14 protein-coding genes and 1 pseudogene are annotated in these 15,520 nt (G+C 45.3%); 9 read left to right on the top strand and 6 right to left on the bottom strand.

Going from position 1 to position 15,520, the window contains the following annotated elements; genetic code table 11:
* Window positions 1-51: 51 nt before the first annotated feature.
* Genes thiI through Q502_RS00955 form a run of 4 tightly spaced genes read left to right on the top strand, consistent with a single transcriptional unit; the run spans window position 52 to window position 3,360 of the window.
* On the top strand, window positions 52-1,266 hold the full coding sequence (thiI, locus tag Q502_RS00970; protein ID WP_099829085.1) for a tRNA uracil 4-sulfurtransferase ThiI: 1,215 nt from the start codon (window positions 52-54) through the stop codon (window positions 1,264-1,266).
* Window positions 1,241-1,993 carry a 1-acyl-sn-glycerol-3-phosphate acyltransferase gene (locus tag Q502_RS00965; RefSeq protein ID WP_099829084.1) on the top strand — a complete coding sequence of 251 codons (753 nt, stop codon included), beginning with the start codon at window positions 1,241-1,243 and terminating at the stop codon, window positions 1,991-1,993. The genes thiI and Q502_RS00965 overlap by 26 nt, the downstream gene beginning before the upstream one ends.
* A gap of 10 nt (window positions 1,994-2,003) precedes the next feature.
* Window positions 2,004-2,534, top strand: coding sequence for a bifunctional nuclease family protein (locus tag Q502_RS00960; RefSeq protein ID WP_099829083.1), 531 nt, complete (start codon window positions 2,004-2,006; stop codon window positions 2,532-2,534).
* On the top strand, window positions 2,521-3,360 hold the full coding sequence (locus Q502_RS00955) for a polyprenyl synthetase family protein (protein ID WP_099829082.1): 840 nt from the start codon (window positions 2,521-2,523) through the stop codon (window positions 3,358-3,360). The genes Q502_RS00960 and Q502_RS00955 overlap by 14 nt, the downstream gene beginning before the upstream one ends.
* A gap of 1 nt (window position 3,361) precedes the next feature.
* Here Q502_RS00955 and Q502_RS00950 read toward each other — a convergent pair whose 3' ends face one another.
* Window positions 3,362-4,291, bottom strand: a complete 930-nt coding sequence (locus Q502_RS00950) for a serine/threonine-protein kinase (protein WP_243392237.1) — start codon at window positions 4,289-4,291, stop codon at window positions 3,362-3,364.
* Between Q502_RS00950 and Q502_RS00945 the strand changes: the two genes are divergently transcribed.
* Complete coding sequence (locus Q502_RS00945; protein WP_099829081.1) at window positions 4,268-5,119, top strand: PHP domain-containing protein; 852 nt, start codon at window positions 4,268-4,270, stop codon at window positions 5,117-5,119. The two genes, Q502_RS00950 and Q502_RS00945, sit on opposite strands and share 24 nt — an antisense overlap.
* A gap of 206 nt (window positions 5,120-5,325) precedes the next feature.
* Here Q502_RS00945 and Q502_RS00940 read toward each other — a convergent pair whose 3' ends face one another.
* The 4 genes and pseudogenes from Q502_RS00940 to argS all read right to left on the bottom strand — a co-directional run bounded on the left by Q502_RS00940 (window position 5,326) and on the right by argS (window position 10,116).
* Window positions 5,326-6,231 (bottom strand): bifunctional enoyl-CoA hydratase/phosphate acetyltransferase, encoded by a 906-nt coding sequence (locus tag Q502_RS00940; protein ID WP_099829080.1) that lies wholly within the window; start codon window positions 6,229-6,231, stop codon window positions 5,326-5,328.
* 446 nt (window positions 6,232-6,677) lie between these two features.
* Window positions 6,678-6,782, bottom strand: a pseudogene (locus Q502_RS00930) (PspA/IM30 family protein); the annotation flags it as partial.
* A 386-nt stretch (window positions 6,783-7,168) separates the two neighbouring features.
* A complete protein-coding gene (gene rlmD / locus Q502_RS00925; RefSeq protein ID WP_099829078.1) occupies window positions 7,169-8,485 on the bottom strand; it encodes a 23S rRNA (uracil(1939)-C(5))-methyltransferase RlmD in 1,317 nt (438 codons plus the stop codon).
* Entirely contained in the window at window positions 8,485-10,116 is a 1,632-nt protein-coding gene (gene argS, locus Q502_RS00920; protein WP_099829077.1) for an arginine--tRNA ligase, read from the bottom strand. Before argS ends, rlmD begins: the two co-directional genes overlap by 1 nt.
* 163 nt (window positions 10,117-10,279) lie before the next feature.
* On the opposite strand from argS, the gene argF reads away from it, so the two are divergent.
* From argF to Q502_RS00905, 3 genes are all read left to right on the top strand, one after another.
* On the top strand, window positions 10,280-11,221 hold the full coding sequence (gene argF, locus Q502_RS00915) for an ornithine carbamoyltransferase (RefSeq protein ID WP_099829076.1): 942 nt from the start codon (window positions 10,280-10,282) through the stop codon (window positions 11,219-11,221).
* 8 nt (window positions 11,222-11,229) lie between these two features.
* The gene (arcC, locus tag Q502_RS00910; protein WP_099829075.1) at window positions 11,230-12,168 is read left to right on the top strand and encodes a carbamate kinase; all 939 of its coding nucleotides are present in this window, start codon (window positions 11,230-11,232) and stop codon (window positions 12,166-12,168) included.
* A 91-nt stretch (window positions 12,169-12,259) separates the two neighbouring features.
* Window positions 12,260-12,811 (top strand): TetR/AcrR family transcriptional regulator, encoded by a 552-nt coding sequence (locus Q502_RS00905; protein ID WP_099829074.1) that lies wholly within the window; start codon window positions 12,260-12,262, stop codon window positions 12,809-12,811.
* Window positions 12,812-12,895: 84 nt separating this feature from the next.
* Here the strand turns inward: Q502_RS00905 and Q502_RS00900 are convergent, their stop codons facing one another.
* Window positions 12,896-13,540 carry a hypothetical protein gene (locus tag Q502_RS00900; RefSeq protein WP_099829073.1) on the bottom strand — a complete coding sequence of 215 codons (645 nt, stop codon included), beginning with the start codon at window positions 13,538-13,540 and terminating at the stop codon, window positions 12,896-12,898.
* 82 nt (window positions 13,541-13,622) lie between these two features.
* Between Q502_RS00900 and Q502_RS00895 the strand changes: the two genes are divergently transcribed.
* Window positions 13,623-14,717: an AI-2E family transporter gene (locus Q502_RS00895; RefSeq protein WP_099829072.1), complete on the top strand. Its 1,095-nt coding sequence runs from the start codon at window positions 13,623-13,625 to the stop codon at window positions 14,715-14,717.
* The last annotated feature ends 803 nt before the right edge of the window (window positions 14,718-15,520 follow it).

Here is a 15,520-nt window from a genome sequence, read left to right as displayed (position 1 = left end):
TGATAGGAATATTATATAACTACATGATCAAAAGATGCCGGAGGAAGTTTGATGGATAAATTTCTAGTGGTTAGATATGGAGAAATCGCCCTTAAGCAAGGAAACAGGAAGTTGTTTGAGAAAACCCTGGTGAACAACATTAAGAGACAGCTTGGAAGCTCCACAGTAGAAAGAATCAGAGGGCGAATCATTGTTTCGGTACCCTCCGAGAGACTCAAAGCTGCTACAGAAGTTGCGTCAAGAACATTCGGAATTCAGAACTTCAGTGTCGGCACATGGACTTCATATGATCTGGAGGACATCTATCGAACTTCCGTTGACCTCGCTCATGAAGAGATTATGAGAGGAAGAAGAACCTTCAAGGTTGAAACAAGGAGGCTGGACAAGAGATTCCCGCTTAAGAGCATTGAACTGAACCCTTTAGTAGGTGAGCGGATTCTTGAGAAAATCCCTGAGACATCTGTTGATCTTCACAACCCCGATTTCAAAATCGAGATCGAGATAAGAGATGAGGGAGTTCTCGTTTCTTGCGGAAAGACAACCGCGAGCGGAGGTCTCCCGGTTGGAGTAAGTGGCAGAGCAATGCTTATGCTTTCTGGAGGTATAGACAGTCCTGTGGCAGGGTGGCTCGCTCAGAAAAGGGGGTTGGATCTAGATGCCATTCACTTCTCCAGTCCACCTTACACGGGAGAGAAATCTTTTGACAAAGTTCTCTCTCTTGCAAGAACGCTTTCTCTGTACAACGGGGGCAGGGAGTTCAGAATGTATTCCGTTCACTTCACCGAAGCTCAAATTGCTATCCATAAGCACGTTGAAGAGAGATACAGCCTTCTATGCCAGAGAAGGCTCATGATGAGAATCGCCAGCAAGATTGCCGAGAATAATGGGATAGTTGCTATCGTAACAGGAGAGAACCTTGGGCAGGTTGCCAGCCAGACTCTGGAAAACCTTAGGGTCATAGAAGAACAGACAGGTCTGATCGTACTCAGACCGCTCGTTACTTACGATAAAATCGAGACGATAGAACTGGCGAAGAGAATTGGCACATTCGATACATCGATACTGCCGTATGAAGATTGTTGTACTGTGTTTGTTCCTTCAAATCCAGCTACCAAAGCGAGATTATTTGATATCAACAGGGTTGAGGCCGGTCTTGACTTCGAAGACTTAGGTGCAATAGCACTTGACAAGTCGAGAATGTACAGGTTGAAGAATGGAGAGGTATTGGAGGTAGGAGTCATTGGGGTTCCTCAAGAAGATTCTTAGTCTGCTCGTTACGATCTGGATAGCCGTAATCGGGGTTCTTTACATCTACGTTTACGGGGGAATCATTATTCTAATCGGAAATCTCATAGGTAAGCTCAAGGGGAAGAAAGAGCGGAAGACATTCATATCCCGCGAAGTGTCGAGGTTTGGCCGTGCGGCCTTTATTCTTTCAGGTTCAAAAGTTAAGGTAGTAGGCAAAGAAAACGTGCCGCAGACAGGCTCTATGGTGATAGTCGCAAATCATCAGAGCGCATTCGACATTCCTCTGATTCCCGGCTATGTGTACGCAGAAATCTCTTTTATTGCGAAGAAGGAATTATCGAAGATTCCGGGAATCAATTGGTTTGTTAGCGCTCTCGACGGAGTGTACATCGAAAGGGGAAACAAATCGCAGACCGCAGGAGCAATGAGAAAAATATTCCGGATACTGAAAGAAGACGGAACGATTCTGCTCTTTCCAGAAGGAACGCGGAGCACCGGCGGTGAGATTGGGGAATTCAAAGAGGGAAGTCTTTCAATACCCTTTAAGCTTGGAATAAGGGTTCTGCCTGTTGCCCTGGACGGAACACGAAATCTCCTTAAGAAGAATAGCTTCCTAATAACTCCGTCAAGGATATCTCTTTCGATATGTAAACCGGTCTTGCCCGAAGATTTCGAATCCGAGGAAGAGTTCAGTGAAGCAGTCTATAATATAATTAAGGGGTCACTGGAATCACTTAGAAATTGAGGTGGGTTTTATGTTACAGGTAAGACTCAGAGGTCTGGCTCTTGATCAGAGCAATTCTCCGGTAGTCATACTAGAAGTCGAAAAGACAAACAAAGGCTTTGGAATATGGATAGGTCCGTTTGAAGCTGAGGCTCTTGCCCTTGCAGTGAGTGGAAAGGACTTTCCCAGACCGTTGACGTACGATCTGTTCTTGAATACAGTCTTACAGCTTGGCGGGACTTTCGAAAAGGCGGTTATCGGCCAGGTGAAAGACAACATATACTACGCTTCCTTGCACTTACAGGACAGAAACGGTCAGCTGCATGTTATTGATGCGCGTCCTTCAGACTGTTTGGTGCTTGCAGTGAAGAAAGGCTTTCCGATATTCGTGGAAGATGCCGTTTTCATGGAAAGCTCTATTGATTTGAGCAGTCTTCAGGCCGATGCTCTTCACCAGGGTCAAGAAGAAGACAATGATAGCTTCAAGAAATTCGTTGAAAACCTTGACATCGAAGAACTGAAAAAACACTTCAGAAGAGACCAGGATAATGAGACTAGCTGAGTTCATACCATTCTTCAATCGAAGACTCGAACAGTTTCTAGATGGGTTGCCGGTCGCCGGACCCTTGAAAGAGGTCGTTTCTTACACTCCTCTATCAGGGGGAAAGAGACTTAGAGCATATCTTATCTGGGAGCTCTCAAAGGTTACGGCTTTTGGAGATGAAAACTCCATGACAGTCGGCATGGCTGTCGAACTCTTCCACAGCGGAAGCCTCATCCACGACGACTTACCTGAAATAGACAACGACAGTATTAGGCGTGGTCAGCCTTCTAGTCATGTGAAGTTCGGCGAGTGCAAAGCCATACTTGCCGGGGACTATCTTATGTTGTTACCTCAAAGACTCCTCTCTTCTCTGAACCTCGACTGTGATTTCAAACAGACTTTGATCAAACTATGGCATGAGACTTCGCTGAAAGTTGTTGAAGGCGAATTTGAAGATGTGTTTCCCCAAGAAAGATCCAGAGAACATATGGAGAGAATTCATGCCGCAAAGACCGGCGCCCTTTTCGGCTTCTGCTTCGCGGCTCCATTTGTGGTAGAGAGCGAACAGAGGCTCAATGAGATGCATCGATTAGGCTTAAAATTCGGTAAGCTATTTCAGTTTTTGGACGACATAAAAGACGTAACCTCCACAGAGCGAGAACTCGGAAAGACTCCGGGAAAAGACGGAATCCAAGACAAACTGACCATTCTTTCATTTGAATCGATTGAAAGTGCTCAGTCAAGAGTTGAAGGGATGTTTCATAAGCTTCTAGAAGAAATATCCGTCTTCACAGATCTAAAGAGCGAGATGGTGGAAATCTACGACCTCATCACGAGAAAATAAGCTAAAACCCAAGAAACCTTGATTTCAAGGCTCTTCTGAAATCGTTTGCGTCTGAGTATCTCTTCTCTGCAACCAGAGACATTGATTTGTCTAGAATGCGCCTCGCTTTTCTTGTGAACTCATCAAATAAAAGCGGAATTCCTTTCATTCTATCTGTCGAAGGAACTGGATCTCTTCCACAAAGAAGGAAGTATAGAATCCCTCCTACAGAATAGACATCCCATGAAGAACTGGGACGCGAGGACGAAAAGAACCTCTCAGGACAGGCATAACTCAGGGAGACCACTTTCGAGAGAGAGTTGATAAGGTAGACATCCTTCAGACAGGCCGCACCAAAATCCATCACCTTGATTTTACCGTAGTCCGTCATCATCACGTTTGTTGGTTTTAGATCACTGTGAATATAGCCTCTATTGTGAATAGATGCGACTCCCTTCAGAATCTCATCGATTACTTCATAAGCCCTCGAATCCTCCATTGCCCCATCTGCTCTTACTGCATCTCTCAAGGTCTTTCCGCTTACGAACTCCATAACGTAGTAGGCGGTGTTGTTTTCTGTGAAAAGATCAAGAACCTTCACAACCCTATCATCTTCGATTTTGGACAGAATAGTGAACTCCTCTGAGAAAGAAGAAAGTTTCTCATAATATACATCCTTCAGATCACTGTCTACTGGCTTTACATTGTTGTTTTCTCTTTCAACACCTCTTGGAAAGAACTCCTTCACGGCCACTTTAGTTCCCATGTGAAAATCCGAGCACAAATAGGTCAGCCCGAACCCGCCCCTCCCCAATGGCTCGATCACTCTGTAGCGCTTCTTCAAAATCGTCCCTTCGCCGAGGTAGTATTCTATTATGATCACCTCTAGTAGAATAATATCATCATTGCAAGAAAAGGCGGTAGACAAATGGTAGTTGATTTTCACTGTCATTCCGATCATTCGGACGGAACTGACCCGGTTACGATAGTAGTTGAGAAGGCTCATGAAAAAGCTATATCTGTTCTTTCTATCACAGATCACGATACGCTTTCCGGTCAGAAAGATGCTGCAGAGCTTTCTTCGAAGATGGGTATTGCTTACGTAAAAGGAGTGGAGATTGGTTGTGATTTTCACGAGACTCTGGATATATTGGGTTACGGAATGGTTTCTACAGAAGACTCAATCGAAAAACATCTTGAACAGATACGACTAAAGAGGAACCTAAGAAATACAAGGATTCTCTATAAGTTGCGTTCACTTGGAATCGATATAACTGATGAAGAGCTGGAAAGCTCGTTTCCGGGCGAGAGTCTTGGAAGGCCTCACATTGCAAGCCTGATTGTCAAGAAGGGTTACGCAGAATCAAATGAAGATGCCTTTGAAAGATTCATTGGCAAATACGGAATTGCATATATTGAGAAGGAGAGGCTGTCAATAAAGTCAGCGATTGAACTTATCCTTTCTGCAAAGGGGATTCCGGTCCTTGCTCATCCTATTTCCATGATGCTTAATCGAGAGGATACAGTGGAGATGATTAAGAGAATGATGTCCTACGGATTGAGAGGGATCGAGGTTTTCTACAAGGTGTACGATCTAGAGACGAGAAACGAGCTTCTTCAGATTTCCGAAGATCTGGGGTTGCTTGCATCGGGAGGCAGCGACTACCATGGAGAGCACAAAAAGAATCTGGAGTTGGGCATAGAGATTCCAGACGACATTGTTTGCAGATTTCTTGAGTCGCTATCTGCGGACGATAAAGCTCCTCAAAAGTCTCAATAGCGTTTTGAGATCGGTGTGAAGAGATCGGAAGAGCATACCTGAATCTTTTGCTGTGTCCTTTAAGTGCAGCGGAAAGCGGTTCTTCGAGGCGCTCTCTTTCAAAGTGAAGCTTCATCTCTTCAGCACGGCTAAACTGGCGAGAACCTTCTTTCTCGACCGATCAGCGACCTAAGTCATTCATGCTTTCCGACTTGCCAGAAGTAGACTCAGTCATCTTTGTTACTAGAAAGTATGGAATAACTGGCCAAAGCTATCGAAGCAAGTTTTGAAGGAGCGGAGTCGGCTCTGGAAACAATGACGATGGGCGCCGCAGCTCCGAGAATCAGCCCCGCAATTGTTCCGCCTGCAAGGTATACTGCCGATTTTCCCAAGATGTTTCCGCTTACGATATCCGGAACAACAAGCAGATCTGCCTTTCCTGCAACTGGACCAGATATCCTCTTAATCTCTGCTGCTATAATCGATAGTGCGTTATCCATTCCTAGAGGTCCATCCACATCGCACCCGGTGAGCTGTCCTCTTTGAGACATCTTCGAGATAACCGCAGCATCAAGCGTTTCCGGCATATCTTCATTTACAACTTCTACAGCAGCAACCAATGCCACTCTTGGTCTTTCGTACCCGATGGACTTCAGAAAGGCGACCGCGTTCTCAATTATCGATACTTTTGTCGGCAAATCTGGTCGGATCACCATACCGCCATCAGTAACAAAAACCACCCTATCAAGTACCGGAACATCTAGAGCCGCAACATGGCTCAGAACTTTCCCCGATCTCAGACCCCAATCCTTGTTAAGAACAGCCTTGAGCAGTGTCGATGTCTTGACAAGGCCTTTCATAACAATGTCGGCGTCTCCTGACCTCACAAGTCTAATACCCTTCTCGCAGGCTTCTTCGGGAGTTGACGCATTGATTACTTCACCATAGAGTCCCTCTTCACTGAGAATAGCTCTAGTCTTTTCTTTTTCTCCAACCAGAAAAGGCTTCGCTATTCCTTCATCGGATGCAAGTTTAAGAGCCCTGATGGCCTCGCGGTCGTCAGAACCAACAAGAACTACCTTTCGTGGCCCCCTTGCTTTAGCCAAAGAAATCATCTCAGAAAAATCTCTCAACTGAAACCCTCCTCGCTTTTACTACTTTCGTTATAAGTATAGCTCATGATTGGAGAATTCTATGCAAACCGTGTACTGAACGGAGTTATCTCTCTAGCCAACGAGAATGAAGGTTATATCCTTTGACATTTAGGGCAGAAGAAGATCTTGCCCCAAATAATCCTTTCTCTCAATCCTTCTGCCTCATCTAGGGCAGAGGGCTCACCATAGGTAGTTCTTCCGATTTTCGTCGTGTATTCACCAGCTTTTCCAAACAGGTCTCTTTCAGTTTCCCTACCACCGTTGTCGGCCACGTTCTTGAGCACGTTCTTTATGGAGTTTAATAGCCTTTACCTTTGGATAAGCTCCGCAGTCCATAAGATATCCTGCAAAGTGCCGTTACCAAAACCCGGTATTCGCTGTTCGGTTGCCAAAATGCCTTTAGACTGAGCTCCTCGGACTTCTCAGTCTCGAAGATACTGATCGATCATCTTCGAAGGGTCCTCCATTTTGTCGAGAAGAGCATTAACATTTGACTTAATAATGTCGCTGAACCTGCCGAGAATACCCATTTTCTCCTCCTTTGACACTTCTCATGCGTAAAGGCAAGGGATTCTTGGGTGATTAAACCGAAGTCCATTTCTGGTATCGGAGTATGACCCCAAGTTCAGGGCTGTGCCATCAGCCCGTCCCTAGGCAGAGCACATTAGCTCCTAGGGCTGGCAGACTATCGCTTGCGCTAAACCATCTCCCACAGTTGCGGAAATAATATCTATCGCTCCCAACCTATCCCGGTGGGTTTTAAATCCGCAACCGCCCACATATTTTCTATCGTTGGCTTTGTTGCGTTTACCGCATTTTCGGGGCAGTGAGAATCGCCGCAAATATACTCGTCTTTCTTTCCCCAAAAGTCTACTCTTTCGGCTATCAACTGCAAGAAAACGGTTTTCTCAAGCCGCTAGCCTTTCTCGAGACGGACAACAGTCTCCACATGCCACGTTTGAGGAAACATGTCAAAGGCCTTTATCGAAGAGATTTTGAATCCTGCTTTTACTAACCTGGAAACATCTCTCGCAAGAGTAGCCGGATCACAGGAAACATAGAATATCATAGAAGGATTAACCTTTTGGAGCAGTACAATATCATCGCCGACTCCGGACCTAGGAGGATCAAGGATTATCGTCGAGAAGTGGGTCTCGGTCGACTTCAAGTATTCAATGGTATCGCTCATAATCAGGTCAGCGCCGAACATTCCATTGATGTTCGAATTAGCTTTGAGAGCCTTTACTGAAATTGGATTTGATTCTACGGATGTGACGTTCTTCATCTGGCTGCCAATAGTGATGGAGAAGGTTCCTATCCCGCTGTATAGATCAAGAAGTGAATCGCCTTGAGATGACCCAAGTTCGCAAGATATGTGCCTAATAATCGACTCTGTTATTTGGAGATTATTCTGAAAGAATGCAGCAGGAGGAACCTCGAATCTCTTTCCAAAAAGCTCCTGTTCGAGGAGACCTTCTCCAAAAAGCGTTCTCGAAACCCCACGCATAACAACCCTGTCATTTGCGTTCATGAGATGTACAAGAGTAGTTACCTCTCCAAGTCTATTCTTCACCTCATGAACCAACCTGCTCTCATCAGGGAGATGCTCACCCTTCGTAACCAGTATTGCCATTATCCCGCTTCCATTACCCCTGAGAATTAGGTGCTTGAGTTCGCCTTTGCCGTTCGCCTGGTTATAGGGTCTGACTGAGCTTCTTCTCAAAATGCCTTCCATAAAGGCCCTCACCTTTTCAAAACCTTCAAGACCCAATACACATCCTTGACAGCTAACCGGTGACTTGCTTTTTCTTCTGTAAAGCCCAAGAGAGAGTCCGTTTTTTCCCTGAAAACAAACATACTCCATTTTCAGTCTGTAATTGATCTCCTTCGGTGAAGCGACTATATCGAACTCGTCTAGATCGATCTTGCCAACTCTGCCGAACTGCTCCGCAATGACCTTCTTCTTCCATAAGAGCTGCTCCGGGTATTCCAGAGTCTGCCAATCACAACCCCCACATGTCGGAAAGCTTCTACAGAGTCTCTCTCTTCTTGAATTTGAAGGTGTTATGATCTTCTCAACTTTCATCAGGCGAAAATCGCTCTTCCCCTTCTTTCTGCTAGCAAGCACAGCTTCTCCGGGATAACCGGCATCAAGCAGGGCAACCTTCCCGTCTTTTGTCCTGGCAAGTGAGAACCCACCTGCGATAAGCTTTTCGATCCTCAGTTCTTCCATCACATACTGTCGGGAGCCTCAACGCCAAGAAGCTCCAGCCCGCTTTTGAGAATATTCTGAAGCGCCTTGCACAAAGCTAATCGAGCCCCCGACAAAGCCGGATTCGCGGGATCGACAATTATGTTTTTGTTGTAGTATGCGTGAAAAGCTCTTGATATATCCTCTAGATAGGAAGTCAGGCGATTCGTCCTGTAATCGGCAACTACTGAATCAAGTATTTCAGGGAAGATGGTCAGCAATTTTATAATTCTTCTGTCATCCTGACTGTCAAGCAATTCTAGAGAATCGCCTGAAACAGCTACGCTCTTCTCCTGTGCAGTCCTGAAGACGTTGCTTATTCTTGCATTTGCGTACTGGACATAGAATACCGGGTTGTCATTGGACTTCTGTCTTGCCAGGTCAATATCGAACAGCATGTGAGTATCGGGATCAAACATCGCAAAGAAATACCTCGTCGAATCGACACCGACCGCTTCTACAAGTTCATCGAGTGTCGTGAATTCACCTCTTCTAGTTGACATCTTGACAACTTCGCCCTCTCTCTTCAGGTTCACATACTGGTGAATTATCACATTGAGGAAATCGTCTTCAATTCCGAGAGCTTTCATTGCGGCCTTCATTCTAGGTATGTGACCCATGTGATCCGCTCCCCAAATGTCGAAAACTTTCTCGAAATTCCTTTGATGCTTATTGTAGTGGTATGCAATATCGGTCATGAAGTACGTGTTTGTCCCGTTAGATCTGACTAGAACCTTATCGTCATCTTCAACAAAACTTGAGACTCTTAGCCACTTTGCACCTTCTGATTCATATGTAAGTCCCTTTCGATCTAGAATCTCAATGACTGATTTCACAGTTCCATCTTCAATTAGCGAACTCTCAAAAAACACGTTGTCAAATTCCACTCTCAATGTCCTCAAGGTTCCAAGAATATCTTCAAGCATCTTCCCAAGAGCGTACTTCTTGAAGTAACTCTCAGAGTCGTCATTCCAGACACCTTTGAAGTGCTCACCTACTTCTCCAGCAAGATCTCGCGCAATGTCAATTAGGTACCCTCCCTGGTAGCCATCTTCAGGAAGCTCCTCTTCCAGACCGAGGAGTTGATTATACCTTACCCAAAGAGATCTCCCAAGAAGCCCTATCTGTCGACCGGCATCATTTATGTACATCTCTTTCTGAACCCTGAAACCCCTTGAAGAGAAGACCCTGCATAGAACATCACCGAATACTGCCTGACGACCATGGCCAACAGTGAAGGGACCGGTTGGATTTGCACTTGCGAATTCGAGTTGAATGCTTGTTTCGCCTGTCTTTTTCCAGAAATCCGGAGTTTGAAGAATGTTCTCCAAGACCGATGAAACATATTTCGAAGAGAAATCAACATTTATGAACCCCGAACCAGCTACCTCAACTCTGCTGTAATCTAGCTCCTTGCTGAGACTCTCCGAAATCAATGTGGCAATTTCTCTCGGGCTTTTCTTGAGAGTCTTTGACAGCATGAAAGCAACATTTGTCGATAAATCCCCAAATCCCTCAGGAGGCATCTCGATCTTGAAGTCAATCGTCTCGTCTTCAATGGCGAACTCCCTAATTGCATTTTTTACTGAACTTTCCAACTTCTCCTTGAACACCGGGCACCTCCGAATTAGGGCAATATACCTTAGCATACAAAAGCATAACACCGCATTGTTGTGATATGGTTTAATCCACGTTTCCTCGAGCCAATAAACGCAATTGAAAGCCGGAACTTATATATGTATTATATTAGAGATAACCAAAACAAGGAGGGTTAAGATGGGCGTAAACTTAAAAGGGAGAAGCTTTTTGACGCTACTTGATTTCACAAGCGACGAGATTCGTTATCTTCTGGATGTAGCCAGACAGGTTAAGGTCGAGAAGAGAGCCGGAACACCAACCGTCAGATTTGCAGGGAAGACTCTGGCAATTGTCTTTGAAAAGCGCTCCACACGAACAAGAACTGCATTCGAGACTTCCTTCGGAGAAGAAGGTGGGCATGCTGTCTTTCTTTCGAAAGACGACATTCATCTGGGAGTGAAAGAAGACCTTAAGGATACCGCACGAGTCCTGGGAAGAATGTTTGATGCGATAGCTTTCAGAGGCTTCAAACAGGAAACCGTTGAAGTGCTATCTCAGTGGTCAGGCGTTCCCGTGTACAACGGCCTAACAGATCTGTACCATCCAACTCAGATTCTCGCCGATTTCATGACGATTGAAGAGACACTCGGGACTTTGAAGGGGCGAAAACTCGTCTTCGTTGGCGATTCCAGAAACAACATGGCCAACTCTCTTATGATAGGTTCTGCGAAGATGGGTTTGCATTTCGTTGCATGCGGCCCAAAGAGCCTTCACACAGACCCGGCGATAGTTGATAAGTGCAGGGAGCTTGCGAAAGAGTCTGGAGCTAAAATTGAGGTTACTGAAGACGTGGAGAAGGCACTGATGGATGCCGATGCGGTTTACACCGATGTTTGGGCATCTATGGGAGAAGAAGCAAAGCTGCAGGAAAGAATAGCCCTTTTGAAGCCCTATCAGGTAAATGCCGAGATGATGAGAAAGACTGGAAAGGCGGAGACGATCTTCCTTCACTGCCTCCCCGCAGTCAAAGGAAACGAAGTGACTGAAGATGTCTTTGAGAGTCCCATTTCAAGAGTCTTTGAAGAAGCCGAGAACAGAAAGCACACAATTAAGGCAGTTATGATAGCCACACTGCTATAGGGGGAAAAATGAAGAGAATCGTTGTTGCAATAGGTGGCAATGCTCTAAATAAACCAAACGAAAAACCAACTGCAGAAATTATGGAGAAGAACCTCCTCTCAACTACCTCTTATCTCGCAGATCTTGTAGAGGAAGGTTATGAACTGATAATCACACACGGAAACGGCCCGCAGGTTGGCAACTTGTTGGTTCAACAGGATATGTCAAAAGACGTATTCCCTCCTTTTCCGATCGATGTAAACGATGCAATGACTCAGGGATCTATCGGCTACTTGATTACTCAGACCCTGAACAATGAGCTTCTGAAGCGAGGCAAAAGAAGAGACATTGCGTGCGTTCTGACTCAAATCGTAGTAGATAGGGAAGACGAGGGATTCCTGCACCCTTCAAAGCCGGTCGGACCGTTCTATGATGAGAAGACCGCTAAGGAACTTGAAAGAACCAAAGGCTGGACTGTGAAAGAAGATGCGGGTAGGGGTTTTCGTCGTGTAGTCCCCTCTCCGATACCACTTGATGTGCTGGAGATTGAACCGATACGAGAGATGATCAACGATGGGACAATTGTTGTAGCGGCAGGCGGTGGAGGAATTCCGGTTGCTCGAGATGAGAGGGGAATGATAAAAGGTGTAGAGGCGGTCATCGATAAAGATAGAGCGTCCGCACTGCTTGCGAAACTGATTGATGCCGATGCCTTAGTAATTCTTACCGGTGTCGACCACGCATACATCAACTTTGGAAAGAAAGACCAAAGAGAACTGAGGGTAGTTACTGTCGAAGAAGGTAAAATGTTGATCGATGCCGGTCACTTCGCAAAGGGAAGCATGCTGCCGAAAATAGAATCAGCAATTGAATTTGCTTCAAGAACGGGAAAGGAAGCAATAATAACCTCTCTGGAGAAGGTCGACCAGGCACTTAGGGGAAAGTCGGGCACAAGGATTATTCCATAAAAAGAAGCCGGGTATTTCCCGGCTTCGCCGTTCACTTTCAAACACAATGTGATATAATGTGTTATACGAATGATTGAAAGGGGTGACGACAGTGCGTGGACAAGAAACGAGAGAGAGAATTATGGAAGCCGCTATACAGGTGATCGCTGAGGAAACAATTGAGGGACTGAGCACACGAAAGGTTTCAAGCATCGCAGAAGTCAATCTTGCTGCAATTCACTATCACCATCGCTCCAAAGAGGGAATGCTCATAGATCTATCCAGGCACATTCTGAACAACTACGTACTTCCAAGACTCGAACCACTCATCGATCAAGCCAAACAACCCGTTGAGATTGCCAGGGATCTCTATGCCGAGGTGCTAAAGCTTTATTCCGAAAGATCTGACATAATGGTTTCTCTTGTTTATCTTTGGCTTCATGGAATGAAGAACAAAAGGGTAAGAGAGATTCTAATCAACGCAAGAGCCGACTTCTACGATAGAGTCGAGAGGGCTCTAGGAGCTTCTATGTCCATGAGAAGAGCTTCCAAGGTATCCCATCGCCTCTTAACTTACATGGCGGGCAAGGTTATGGAGATGTCCGTCGATGGAGAGATGTCCGACGAAAAAGAAGTAGATGAGATAGCAAAACTCCTTTCATGAACTTGTCGGTATGAGGATTATTCATCACTAAAGCAGATACAAATATCGCCATTCCTGACAAGGAGCAGGAAAAGACTTTGTTTATCAGTTAAGAAATCCTAGGTTCAGCTGCATCCCCACGAAACTGTAAGCAGGAAAAGGGTTGAAAGAGGCGAGATCATCCTTGATTTCCCACTTCAGTGTGCCGGCCAGTTCAATACTTTCAATATTCACAAAGTAGAACTTCTTGTCAATATCCAGTCTTCTCCTCGCTGAGAACCCCACAGAGGTGTAGCTTTTCTTTTCAGTCTCACCGGCTACCTTCTGAAATCTTCCCAGAGTGGCACTGACAGTACTCAAATAGTTGTCAAAGAATACTTCTGTTTTCAGTTGCCCACCAAGGAAGGATGCGTCAGGCGCAGAATATTCATACAGGCCGCTAACTTCCAGATACACAACATTGAAGTCATATCCTAACTCTGCAACCACCCTCGCTTCCTCCAGTGAAGAAAATGAGACGCGGGACGCGACATGAAAGTTGCCATCGTAGCCAAGAGTGAAGTATGAACCCTCATCGATGAACCAACCGGCCTCTAGAAAGGGAAGTATGCCGATCCTCAATCCCACATCTTTGAAACCCAGCATAGCCTTCACCGATCCGGGAGACAGTATTCTTGAAGAGTGAGTTGATCCAAATGACATCACAGAAATTAAAAAAAACACGATCACCATAATATATACTCTTCTCATAGGACACCTCTTTATTGAAAGCACATATTCAGTATACAACACAAAGCAGATCAAATCTTCTCAGCTCTGGAGGCGCGCCAATATGGAAAAGACTAGGCTATGGATTCTTGGATACTTCATTGCGATATTCTCCACACTATTTCTCTTTCCAATGACCTCGCGGGTCATCGGACTTGCTTTTCTTTTCTCTCTAATAATTAGTGCACCATCCGCATTCGTTACAAAGAAAACATCGAAGACTGCTCTTGGAATCATTACTGGAATGGTATTGCTATTCTTCTTATTCTTTCTTGTGTACAGCGCCATTCCGATTACGATCAACGGAATCCGTAGTATTGCCACTGAGATGGATGCCCTCTTCATGGACGGAAGTTTTGAAGAGTGGCTCGAAAGACTTCCTCCGTTTATTGCAGATTCCGTTACGGACCTTGCCCAGAGAGCTTCACAATTGTTAACTGGTGGTGCTATTGAACTGGGAAGATATGTTGCCTCAAACATTACATCATGGATTACCGGGATTATTCTCATGATAGTAGCGGCCTTCGTGATTGCAAGAAGAACCGGAATCTTGAGAAGGAAGGTTCCTATTATCTTCCCCAGCTGCGATCAATCCAGGGTAACCGGTTTTCTCAATTCTCTGTACACTGATTTTCAGACCTATGTCGCTGGCCAGGTTCTAATATCGGTAATCGAAGGAATTATGATAGGTGCAGGTGCAGCGATTGTGGGAATCCCGAACGCTCTCTTCCTGGGACTTCTTGCAGGAATGACGAATTTCATACCCTTCTTGGGAGTTGTTGTAACAACTATCCCGATGCTGCTTCTCGGCTATGTTCAAAACGGCATCTGGGGTGTTATTGGTGGAGCGATTGTGCTCTTGATAGCAAATCAGATAGATATGTGGCTGCTTTCACCAAGAATTCTCTCTCATCGTGTTAAGATAAACTGGTTTGTTATTCTGGTATCGCTGGTGGCTTTTGGAGAGCTTATCGGAATTTTCGGCGTATTGTTCGCCGTGCCTCTGATACTCTTCATAAAGCGATTCTGGAAGGAGTTTATCATAAAAGAGAGGAGTGATCATGATTGGGAATCTACGATAGAGACTGGTACAAAGAAAGTCAAAGAGGAGAATCCCCAACTCCAGGAAGAAAACCAGACAAATTCACAAGAGGATTGATCCTGGGACTGATAGTTGGCTTCGTGATCGGATTTCTTGTCTTTGGATTTATCTGAGACAGCTCATGCAATTCAAAAAGAAAGCTGTAAAGGCCTTTTTCGGCTGCGCACTGGGCACCGTGAGAGATCGTTGTCAAGGGCTTCGCTTCTAGAATAGCCGCCGGACGCTTAATTGAAGAAGCTGAGCGCTTTGAAGCCCAAGATCCCTTGACCGTGAGCAGTCCTCCTCCAGGAAGAAACCGGTTGCACGTAACAAGATGCAAGTTACAGGGATAGAAGAGAGAAAGGCTCACTCGTCGACGGAGAACTTTATCTCACTGCGAACAGCGGCTCTTATGGCTCATCATTACCTAGATGATCTCTATATGGCTCTCAAACATTTCGTTCCTTATTTCAAGGATCGTTATTATCGTCAAACAAAAAACTGCTTCGCAATCTCTACACTTTTGATCTAAATTCCCACTTGATGGGGGCCCTCTCGCTATGGGGTGTGTGCTCTCATGAAAACAGGGACTGACCGGTTCCTTTGATCTATACCGTTTTTCACCCCTTTTGTACTGTCAGTAACGATACCGTAAAGGATCTGCTTCCTCTTCCTGCTCTTGGTAGTCCCGAATATGGTTTTTCTCGAATTGAAGCCTGCCGATCTTGATTTTCAAACCTCTGAACTCTACGTGCGCTCGGAATCTTACCCCTCTAGATATACTTAATTCGGCATCTAGCCTCTTCGTTGAATTCAGAAAACGCTGACCATTGAAGGCTCGGGCGGCTTTGCAGCGACAGCAGACATCTGAGCTTCATGGG

Source organism: Mesotoga sp. Brook.08.YT.4.2.5.2. (assembly GCF_003351125.1).
Classification (GTDB): Bacteria; Thermotogota; Thermotogae; order Petrotogales; family Kosmotogaceae; genus Mesotoga.
This window is presented reverse-complemented; position numbering and strand designations above follow the sequence as displayed.